This window comes from Polaromonas aquatica (assembly GCF_042659145.1).
Classification (GTDB): Bacteria; Pseudomonadota; Gammaproteobacteria; order Burkholderiales; family Burkholderiaceae_C; genus Polaromonas; species Polaromonas aquatica.
The window spans coordinates 1-10033 of record NZ_JBHSRS010000063.1 but is presented as its reverse complement, the minus strand read 5'-3'; the positions used below and the strand labels follow the sequence as shown (position 1 = coordinate 10033).

The 10033-nt window shown below is 58.6% G+C and carries 12 protein-coding genes and 1 pseudogene; 6 read left to right on the top strand and 7 right to left on the bottom strand.

Annotated features, from left to right (window positions below):
* Both ACFQND_RS12600 and ACFQND_RS12595 read right to left on the bottom strand, forming a co-directional pair.
* Positions 1 to 459 (bottom strand): annotated as a pseudogene (locus tag ACFQND_RS12600) (Tn3 family resolvase); the annotation flags it as partial.
* Positions 460 to 506: 47 nt separating this feature from the next.
* Entirely contained in the window at positions 507 to 788 is a 282-nt protein-coding gene (locus tag ACFQND_RS12595; protein ID WP_291325352.1) for a metal-sensing transcriptional repressor, read from the bottom strand.
* A 69-nt stretch (positions 789 to 857) separates the two neighbouring features.
* Here ACFQND_RS12595 and ACFQND_RS12590 point away from each other — a divergent pair, with 69 nt between their 5' ends.
* The 4 genes from ACFQND_RS12590 (at position 858) to ACFQND_RS12575 (ending at position 2971) form a co-directional block, all read left to right on the top strand.
* Positions 858 to 1262 carry a hypothetical protein gene (locus tag ACFQND_RS12590; protein ID WP_291325354.1) on the top strand — a complete coding sequence of 135 codons (405 nt, stop codon included), beginning with the start codon at positions 858 to 860 and terminating at the stop codon, positions 1260 to 1262.
* Between the two features lie 65 nt (positions 1263 to 1327).
* Entirely contained in the window at positions 1328 to 2065 is a 738-nt protein-coding gene (locus tag ACFQND_RS12585) for a HupE/UreJ family protein (RefSeq protein WP_291325355.1), read from the top strand.
* Positions 2066 to 2088: 23 nt separating this feature from the next.
* Positions 2089 to 2760 (top strand): transmembrane anchor protein, encoded by a 672-nt coding sequence (locus ACFQND_RS12580; protein WP_291325356.1) that lies wholly within the window; start codon positions 2089 to 2091, stop codon positions 2758 to 2760.
* An 82-nt stretch (positions 2761 to 2842) separates the two neighbouring features.
* A complete protein-coding gene (locus ACFQND_RS12575; RefSeq protein ID WP_291325357.1) occupies positions 2843 to 2971 on the top strand; it encodes a hypothetical protein in 129 nt (42 codons plus the stop codon).
* A 210-nt stretch (positions 2972 to 3181) separates the two neighbouring features.
* Here the strand turns inward: ACFQND_RS12575 and ACFQND_RS12570 are convergent, their stop codons facing one another.
* The 5 genes from ACFQND_RS12570 to ACFQND_RS12550 form a co-directional block, all read right to left on the bottom strand.
* Positions 3182 to 3697 (bottom strand): GlcG/HbpS family heme-binding protein, encoded by a 516-nt coding sequence (locus ACFQND_RS12570; RefSeq protein ID WP_291325358.1) that lies wholly within the window; start codon positions 3695 to 3697, stop codon positions 3182 to 3184.
* A 58-nt stretch (positions 3698 to 3755) separates the two neighbouring features.
* Entirely contained in the window at positions 3756 to 4529 is a 774-nt protein-coding gene (locus ACFQND_RS12565; RefSeq protein WP_291325359.1) for a ZIP family metal transporter, read from the bottom strand.
* A gap of 341 nt (positions 4530 to 4870) precedes the next feature.
* The gene (locus ACFQND_RS12560; RefSeq protein WP_291325360.1) at positions 4871 to 5182 is read right to left on the bottom strand and encodes a hypothetical protein; all 312 of its coding nucleotides are present in this window, start codon (positions 5180 to 5182) and stop codon (positions 4871 to 4873) included.
* Between the two features lie 210 nt (positions 5183 to 5392).
* Positions 5393 to 7288, bottom strand: a complete 1896-nt coding sequence (locus ACFQND_RS12555) for a heavy metal translocating P-type ATPase (RefSeq protein WP_291325361.1) — start codon at positions 7286 to 7288, stop codon at positions 5393 to 5395.
* 154 nt (positions 7289 to 7442) lie between these two features.
* A complete protein-coding gene (locus ACFQND_RS12550) occupies positions 7443 to 8774 on the bottom strand; it encodes an MFS transporter (RefSeq protein WP_291325362.1) in 1332 nt (443 codons plus the stop codon).
* A gap of 107 nt (positions 8775 to 8881) precedes the next feature.
* On the opposite strand from ACFQND_RS12550, the gene ACFQND_RS12545 reads away from it, so the two are divergent.
* Both ACFQND_RS12545 and ACFQND_RS12540 read left to right on the top strand, forming a co-directional pair.
* On the top strand, positions 8882 to 9160 hold the full coding sequence (locus tag ACFQND_RS12545; RefSeq protein ID WP_291325363.1) for a metal-sensing transcriptional repressor: 279 nt from the start codon (positions 8882 to 8884) through the stop codon (positions 9158 to 9160).
* 476 nt (positions 9161 to 9636) lie between these two features.
* Positions 9637 to 10033 (top strand): efflux RND transporter periplasmic adaptor subunit (locus ACFQND_RS12540; RefSeq protein WP_377413702.1); only part of this gene is annotated, 397 nt, incomplete at its 3' end.

The window sequence follows — 10033 nt, the reverse complement described above, 5'->3', positions numbered from 1 at the left end:
GGAACGGAAGCCGCGCCAAAACCCCAGCAGTATCAAACTGCGATCGCGCGTGTGGCGCAGCAAGGCCGGTTGGTCGCCGGAGCCCTGGGCGTTGCCGATGGCGGCAGCTAGCCACCGATCGACCTGCTGGAGCATTGCCAGTTCCAGGGGGCGCGCGCGCTTTTCTCGCACGGCGTGAACGGAGCGGATGCCTTTGAGGACCTGGCGCACCAGGGGCGACTTGGTGGGGTCCGCAAAACCCTGGTCGGTATGCCAGCGGGATAGCGCCGCCAGCCGCTGGCGCAGCGTGTTGATGGCCAACGTGGCCGCATGGTCAGCCAGGTAGCGGGAGACAGCATCGGCGGTGGAAGGCAGCAAGCCTTTCCATTCGATTTCAAAATGGCGTATGGCCGAAGCGTAGCTGCGGCGCGTGTTGTCGCGCTCGGCAGCCTCGATGAACTGGGCAAGAATGTCAAGCATGTAGTGTATCGGGGTTGAAGTGCTCGGGAGCCGTGGGGGGCCGAGGTTCAGAGGTGGCGTGTAATTTCCCCGAACTCGTCCAGGGAATCGCGCTGGCCAACACCCAGAGGGCCCACGAGATCTTCAAGACAGTGGTCCAAATGGCTCTGGATCAAGGATTTCTTGGCTTGCTGAATCGCTTTCTCCACCGCCTCCAGCCGTTGCGCGACATCGAGACAGGTCCGCCCCTGCTCCAGCATGTCCTCCATGGTGCTGCTCAAGTGCCCTCTGCCTTTGCGACGGCGTTTGTTGATGGCTGGATGGGATGCATGTGTATGCGGTTGTTTCATGGCTGTTTTTATCCTCCCGGGGAGGTTACTATAATCCCCATCTTTGGCCTTGAAACTCAATTGCACCCCATGACCTTGCTTGTCTCATGCTCCTTGCGCCCTGACGGCGCGACGCTGGGCGTGCGATGGCTGGTTCTGGTGGTTATCCTGTTCGGGACGATCATCTCCTCGATGGGGAGCACGGGCTCCCATGGCCTCGCGGTCATCTCAGCAGCGCTCCACGCCGCGCCGTCTTCTTCCGCCGAGTCGCACGGACATGTGCACGAGGACAGAGGCGGAGAATTGACCATGGTGAATCAGAGCGCCGGTGCCGACCATCCCCACCACGGGGCGGATCATTCGCACGACAAAGCCCACGCCTTGCCCATTGTGTGGAGTTCTGCAGCACCACAGCTTCCAAGTTGGTGGGCGCTGGTTCGACCGTGGATTGAAATGGTTCAGGCGGCCCGGCTGGAACGCCCGCCCATGGGTTGAGAGGCTTCTCGCCCTCGCGCTGCTTCACGCAGCGCTTCTCTTTCTTTCAGACCACCGGAGTCTTTATGCACAGCTATGTTCACGACAGGCTGCTACGTTCGCCATGGGCGATCTGGCAATCCCGTCTCTTGCTTCTTTCGGCATTCTTAGTCTGCCTTTTCGTTGGCGGCACAGAGGCCTGGGCCCACGCAGTCACCGCAGGGGACAAGGGCTACATCCAGGAAATCTCGGGCGTCAATCTGCTGCCCTTCATGTACCTGGGCGCCAAACACATGATGACGGGTTACGACCACATCCTGTTTCTGTTCGGCGTGATTTTCTTCCTCTACCGGATCCAGCACATCGGCCTCTATGTGAGCCTGTTTGCGTTGGGTCATTCCACCACCATGATCCTGGGCGTTTACTTCAACGTCGGAATCAACAGCTACCTGATCGACGCGATCATCGGTCTGTCCGTCGTCTACAAGGCCTTGGACAACATCGGCGCTTTCCAGCGATGGTTAGGGTTCCAGCCCAACACCAAGATCGCGACCCTGGTGTTTGGCCTGTTTCACGGCTTTGGTTTGGCGACCAAGATCATTGAGTACGAGATCTCGCCCGACGGACTGGTCCCCAACCTGCTCGCCTTCAATGTGGGCGTGGAAATCGGACAGCTGCTGGCATTGGCGGTCATCCTCATCGGCATGAGCTACTGGCGCCGCACCCCCAGCTTCATCCGTAACGCCTACACCGCCAACGTCGCCATGATGAGCGCGGGCTTCATTTTGGTGGGCATGCAGCTCACCGGCTACTTCGCATCCTGAACACTCAACAAGAAAGATTCAACATGTACAACAGCGATACCCCTTCACGCGCCGAACTGCCCACTTCCAAGCAGCTTGTGCGCTCCACCATTCTTGCTGCCGTTTCTGCGCTGGTGCTCCTGGTTGCCATCGTGCTTCCGGCAGAGTATGGCATCGACCCCACCGGCATCGGTCGAGTCCTGCGCATGACTGAAATGGGCAACATCAAACAGCAGCTGGCGGCAGAGGCCGCCGCCGATGCTGCCGTCGCGGCGGCAACACCGTCGCCAGCAGCCGGTCAAACGCTTGGCATGGCTACAGCCAATGCTGCACAACCACCGGCACGAGCTGCTGTGGCTGCTGCCCAGAAGGAGCCTGCTCAGGCTGCTGCGCCCAAGATTGAATGGCGCAACGAGATGCCCGTCACTCTGACTCCAGGAGAAGGAACGGAAATCAAGCTGAAAATGGTCCAAGGCGCAAAAGCGCAGTATTCGTGGGTCGTCGAGGGTGGCCAGGTTAACTTCGACACCCATGGTGACGCACCGGGCAAGTCGATCAGCTACGAAAAAGGTCGCGGGGTTTCCTCCGACGAAGGTGTGCTGGAGGCAGCTTTCACGGGCAATCACGGCTGGTACTGGCGCAATCGGGGCAAGTCCAACGTGAAGGTCATCTTGCGCACGCGCGGTGACTACACCGATATCAAAAAAGTGATGTGAATGAAGGGCGCTGCTACCTCCGTCGCGGCGTCCGCTGCATGCACGGTCTCTGGAAACCTTCTCTTCTCAACTCAATATGACCATGAAAACTCTCAAAACTGTTGTCAGCGCCTTTCTGATGGTCTGCTTTTTGACCGCTCTCGCCGGATGCGAAAAGTCCGGCGCACATGGAAATGGCGGACAGAACGGTCACGGGCACAGCCACGAATGACGACAAGGCAAGAGGAATCGTGCGCGGCGCGGGCACCTCGCGCCTGGATCTTTCGCCTCAACCGGCAGGGCTTTAGGCGATTGCCCTAGGCCTGTCGCATTGTCTGCCGATGTCCACGAGATGCTGAGACACGGCATGGTCTTGTTCGACGTACCTTATGTCTAGCTTGGAGAATCCGGTGGCAAATGGCCGTCCAAGATGGCTGCGTAGTCAGAAGTCGAGGTCGTCGCGGATCGCGGCAATGCCGGCCTTGGCACAAACCTCGTCCGCGTCACCACCTGGGGCGCCCGACACCCCGATGGAGCCCACGATCGAGCCGGCTGATTCGATTGGGATTCCACCACCGATGGCCACGACGCGCGGAAGGTGGCGCACGGCCGACGCGGCCTCACCAGCCTGGGTGTAGCGCGCAAAGTTTGTGGTGTCGAGCTTGAACGTCACAGCGGTGTAGGCCTTGTTGATTGCCGTATCGACGGTATGCGGACCGGCAAACCGGTCGCGCAGCATCACCAAGGCGTTGCCGGCGCGGTCATTGACTGAGACTGCGGCCTGATGCCCGTTCTTGCGACAGGTCTCCAGCGCGGCCCGGGCGGCCTTCAGCGCAGCATCCGGCGTCAGCGAAGGCGACTGGTAGATGGCTTGCTGGGCAAAGGCCGGCGATGCCACCAGCGTCATTACGAATGCCATCGCCCGCATGCAAGCAGTCCGCCGTAGTTGAATCTTCATCCTTGTCTCCTTTTCAGGAGATAGTAGCTCATGGCCTGCACGGTTTAGCAGAAGCGAGTCATTCGCCGTGCGAGGCGGAAAGTATGGCGGCCGCTACTAGACCAGCCGTCAGCGCCACGGTTTGCCACGCGATCTGCGCGCCGGCAGGTTCACGCCGGAGATAGGGAAGCAAATCCGCAATAGCAATGTAGATGAAGCTGGCTGCGGCAAGAACCAGCACGTAGGGTAAAACCGCCTGTGCCTGGGAAAGTCCCCAGTATCCGACCAAGGCACCTGCCATCGAAGCAAGCCCGGACAATGCATTCAACTTCAGCGCTCGGCGAAAACTCAAACCAGACGCTAACAGCAGCACAAAATCACCAGCTTCCTGCGGAATCTCGTGGGCGATGACCGCAATCGCGGTCGCCCAGCCAAGCGCTGGATCCGTCAGGAAGGCGGCTGCAATCAGCACGCCATCAACGAAATTGTGAAAACCGTCGCCGATCACCACTGTGAGTACAGTCTCCCGACCCAAGCCCTGCGAATGAGTGTGCGCTGCGTGGATGTCTGCGTCCGCTGAACCATGGCTGTGGCGCCAGAGCGTGGTTCTCTGCAGCGCGTAAAACCCAATGAACCCGGCCAGTAGGACCGTAAACAGCGTGTGGGAGTCGGCTTCAGACTCAAAGGCTTCTGGAAGAACCGACAGCATCGCTGCGCCCAGCAGCAGCCCTGCAGAGAACCCGACCATGCGCGGCAGCCAGTGGTGCGGCAAGCCTTTCAGCAGAAAACCCGCGACCAGGATGCTCAGTACACCACCCAGAAGGCAGGCGAGCAATATTGAGGCAAGAAGCATTCGATCAGCCTTTGGCAAAACAACGTAAGGCGCCCCGCTCGGTGCGGCTGCCTGTTTGATGACTCATGACCGAAAACACACACCAACCAAATCCGTAGTACATAAAAACTCCATCCATTCTTTTCGACGCCCTCTTGACCACTTTTTTCTTCACCTACTGGCGAAACATATCCCCTGAAAGTCTGGAGAATCTGGCTATGGGAACAGCCATAGCTAATCTGGGATCTGCGCCACAGAGCAGATTCGACGGCTACTACCCCTGGTGTTTTCCATGGCCCAAGGGCATGACCCTGCCTGAAGTTTCAAGGCGGGCATGTGTGCAGTGCATTCCGGCACAACAATCAAGGTCTGGTTCTGCGCCAGGTGGTGATCGACTCCTCCTGCACAGGCCCCTTGAACTTCGCCCCATAGGCCGCGGCGCTGGTCTGCGCTTGCCTGGTCAGGATCAAGTCCATTCCTGGTCCGCCAGTCAGCATGAAGGTAACGATTCTGACCTTGTCGATCAGTGGCGGCAGATGGATGCGCGACGACTCCTGACGGGTCAACACGATGCGGTCAACGGCGCTGCAGTTGAAATCTGCCACTACGGCAAGTGTGCCGGCCAACGCACCCGAGGACGCGTGAAGGCTTCCCGTGTCCACTTGGAGTTGCACTGAACGGCCCTCCGGTGGCTTCTTCCCCAGCAAAAATCCCGTGAGCGAGTTGCCGCCGGGTTGCCCCACATCCCAATATTCACCACTAAGACCTCGGCAGTCGGACGGCCCGGTCGTCGAAACAGGGCTGCCGCAGCCTTGCAGCAGGACTGCTGTGGGCAGGACGAGGAGAAAAACGATTCGCGGACAACGCAAGGCTGCTCGCATGGATTACACCCCCGGAATGCGAACGCGTAACAGCTTTACCGAATTGACAAACACCAACACGTCTGGTCCCAAGTGAATAACAGCTGCCTCGATGGGGCCAATCCATCCCATCAACGCGGCGGTGATGCCCAGGACGTGGACCACGCCAACTCCGACGAACAGGTTTTCCTGCACAGTCCGATAGGCCCGACGAGCAATGGCACGTGCGCCCGCAATTTTTGACAGATCGTCCGTCATCAGAACAATGTCAGCAGCTTCGAGTGCGGCTTGAGTTCCACCGCCGCCCATGGCAATTCCTACATCTGCGCGAGCCAGCGCCGGAGCGTCATTAATGCCATCTCCGACCATGGCCACGTGGTGGCCCTGTTTTTGCAACTCGGCAATGGCGGTGACTTTGTCTTCCGGCATGAGATCAGCACGGACATCGTCGATGCCCAACTCGTCGGATACCGCCTTGGCGGTTGCCGCGTTGTCTCCTGTCAGCATAACGATCCGTTTGATGCCACTCTGCTTCAAACTTGCAAGCGCTTCGCGAGCGCCTGGCCGCAGGGTATCGGCAATAAAAATGACGCCAACAAACTGGCCGTCCACTGCGACGTGAACAGGTGTTTGACCGCCACTCTCGGCCGCGATTGTCAAAGCCACGCCGCTTTCGCGCAACAGCGCTGAGTTACCGACGAGGACTACCTGGCTTTCGATTGTTGCGATGACTCCGCGCCCTTGCAGTTGCTCGTATTTCTCCGGCTCCGGCACAACGATCTGCGTTCGCTCGGCATGGGCGACAACTGCTTTGGCCAAGGGGTGCGCCGAACGACGGTCAGCCGCCGCCGCCAGACGTAAAAGCTGTGCTTCGGAAAACGCAGCGTTGTGAGACTGGATTCGCACCACTTCGGGCTTGTTGGCCGTCAGGGTACCTGTTTTGTCGAAAACCACGGTATCGACCTTGGCCAGCGACTCCAGGTAGAGCCCTCCCTTGATCAAGATGCCGTTTCGCGCCGCGCGTGCGATAGCCGCAATCATGACCAGCGGCGTCGCCAGGCCAAGCTCGGCGGGGGACATAAAAATCATCAAGGTCACTATGGTACGAACGTCTCTCGTGACCAGATAAACCACGATCAAGAATACAAAAACGACAGGAATCAGCCACGAAGCCACCTTGTCCGCAAGCTTTTGCACTGGTGCCTGTTGGGATTCGGCATTTTCGACCAGCGCGATGATGCGGGAGAACGTGGTGTCAACCCCGATTTTGTCGGTCTGGATATCCAGTGCGCCGGACTCGACAATCGTGCCTGCAAACACCAGGTCACCCGCTGTTTTGTCTTGCGGTACGCTCTCTCCAGTAATTGGAGCTTGGTTTACTGAAGCGTTTCCGCCTCTGACATGACCGTCAACTGGGATCTTCTCGCCCGCCCGGACGAGAACCATGTCCCCAATGTTGACCTCCGCTATCGCGACGCTGCGTTCGCTGCCATTGGCTCGCACCAACGCCACTTGCGGAACCGACCCGATCAGCGATTTGATGGAAGCCCGGGCGCGATCCGTGTTCAGGTCGGCAATAAATTCGGCGATCAGAATGATGACCATCAAGACGGCGCCAGCCACTGTCTCGCCGCCCAATACAGCTACCAGCGTAGCAATGGTGACAAAGATTTCAGTTCCTACCTTGCGCTCATGGATCAGGGCTGTCACCCCGGTTTTGACCAAGGGATATAAGCCTACGGCTACGGCAAACCACAGCACCTCAAGTGGGACCATCTCACGCCAATAAAGTAGCGCAATCAGTCCTGTCAGCACTATTCTGCCCACCTCAAACCAGCGATCCCGCGTCATTAGCACGCTCAGACTCGATGCTGGTGGTGAAGATGAGGACTTATCGGCAGTGGGCGCCTGGACTTGCATGGATTTCCCCCTGAGTCTTGATCGTCGGAATTATCCTATCCTACCCCATAGGATATGGGGAAGAGATATTGACCGAAACGGACGTCGTGCCGTGCAGGCGGGGATCAAGCGCTACAAGCTGTCATCTTGTATTCATACCTACCCGATGGCAGTCTTAACGGGAAGGCCAGCGCTGATGTTCGTCATCAATGACATAGGCATGGGAATGCTCACGGTCGGCGGTCGGCGGACGCGCGTCGGACTCACCGGCCAGGTGTGGATGCCCCGCAGCAAGGTTGTCGTGTCGGTGCGAGAGTTCAACCGGGTCGTCTGAGGGCCACAAGCGCATCGACAGCAGTACGGCAGCGCTGGCCACAACGCCCAAAGTGACGAAACTGATGGTCAGACCGAATTTGGCGCCCAGCCAACCCGCTAAAGGGTAGGTGATCAGCCAACAGGCGTGAGACAAGGCGAACTGAGCGGCAAACAGGGCCGGACGATCAGCATCCCCAGAAGAGCGGCGGAGTAGCCGCCCCGATGGTGTCTGCGCCAGCGAATAGCCGAGGCCCAGCACAAACCACAGTGGCAGCAACACGGCGTAGCGAGAAGCTAACGCAGCACCCACGAGAAGACCGATGGCAATCACGCTGGCACCTACCAGCATCGCGCGTCGTTCCGGCACGCGGTCAAGCACTTTGGGCAGCACCAGCGCAATCAACATCGAACCCGCTCCGAAGCAGGCCAAAGCGATGGCGGTTGCGGTCTGTGTCAAGCCAAAACCAGCCTGAACCAGCACCACGGTATTGACAATGACCATCGCACTACCCGAGGCGATCGCAAGGTTAAGGGCGAGAAGAGCCCGAAGACGCGGTGTGGCAAGGTAGATGCGTAGCCCGCGTGTGGTCCTCTCATAAATGCTGCGTTTGGGTGGAGTCTTCGCACGCGGCAGGACGGCCGAGACGACCAGCGCCGCAGAAGCGAGAAAGCCGACCACCGTACCGCCGAAGAGACTGTGAAAGCTGACCACCGTCAAAAGTAAGGCGGCAAGCATCGGGCTGACGAGGTTTTCGAGGTCGTAAGCCAGCCGCGACAGGGACAAGGCTTTGGTATAGGCACCCTCGTCGGGCAGGACGTCCGGGATCGTTGCTTGGAAGGTGGGTGTAAAGGCCGCCGAAGCCGATTGCAGGACAAAGATCAGCACATAGATTTCCCAGATCTGGGTCACAAAGGGCAGGATCAGCGCAACAGCGGCTCGAACGAGATCCAAGGCCACGAGTACCGCGCGGCGCGGCAGGCGTTCGGCCAATGCTGACGCAACTGGCGCGACCCCGATGTAAGCCAACATTTTGATGGCCAGTGCGGTTCCCAGAACGGCGCCGGCGTTTGCACCGGCCAAGTCAAAAGCCAGCAGGCCCAACGCGACGGTAGCCAGGCCTGTACCCAGCAGGGCAATGACTTGCGCTAGGAACAGATGCCGATACGTTCGGTTGGCGAGGACCTCTAACATATTCTGAGTTCTCCGAGAAGTTGGAAACCCGCATGAGTTGCCAGAAGGCCTGATTTTTGACGGGGGATTTGTTGACTTTAGCCTATCCCGGGGGGTAGGATGCAAATATGTCTGAAAAACATCTTCATGCAGTTCATCCTGACATCATCAAGCGGCTGAAACGAGCCAATGGGCATTTGCAAAATGTGATTTCCATGATGGAGGATGAGCGGGCTTGTCTTGAGATCGCCCAGCAGCTTCACGCAGTGGAGCGCGCCATCAGCGCGGCAAAGAAGCTGGTCATCCATGACCACCTGGATCACTGTCTTGAGGAGGTTGCGAGTACCGGTACCGGCACGATGCGTTCGTCCGTTGCGGAGTTCAAGGACATTACCAAGTATTTGTAAATGCGCAGATCTGCTCGGACCATTCTGTCGTTGTTAATGCTTGTCATACTGCTGATGAGCATGGGTACGCGCGGATTCCATTCGAAAGAATTGGTTCACGACCTTGACCATCACGCTCAAGCAAGCATGGCGACATTGGCCAGCGCCCACACGGGTGCACCTGAGGCCGGTGAAAATTCGAAGTCAGAACCGCTTGATGAAATGGAACACCAGCTGTTTCACGCTGTTGGTACGTCATACCTGCTCGCGAGCGATACCGCGTGTTTTTCCTGGGATGCTTCAACCCAGATATTGGTGCCTGCCTCAAGTTGCTCCAGTTTGCCAGTAGCGGAGCTTGAGCCTCCGTTTCGACCTCCCCGAAGCTCCGCCTTCATCTAACTCCGCCTGCGCCGCGGAGTTCCTCGCGCTTTTCTTTCTCCTGCTCGTCGAGCGGCGTAGCCACGTTTGGCACGTCTTCACACTATTTGAGGTTTGCCATGAGATCAATAAATCCGTTCCTCCGGGTGCGCTTGCACGCGTTTGCCGCAGCGGCGCTGTGCGTTTTCACACTTTCTGTGCAGGCCCAGAGCCGGCCGGCCAAGTTTGCTGTTGCCAATGCGCAGGTGCAGGCTCTTGGCATCCAGACAACGCCCTTGCAAACTCAGGCGGAGTCGGTGCGAACCAGTTTTCCAGCGCAGGTTGTGATCCCGCCCAATGCGGAACAGGTCATCAGTTCGCCGGTAACGGGTTTGATCTCTCAGTTGCTGGTGCAGCCGAACCAGATGGTGCGCGCCGGTGCACCCTTGATTCGTATTGCCAGCCCGGAACTTAGTCAACTGCAGCTGCAACTGCTTCAGGCGAACACGCGCGCCAAACTTGCAAGGCAGGCGGCCA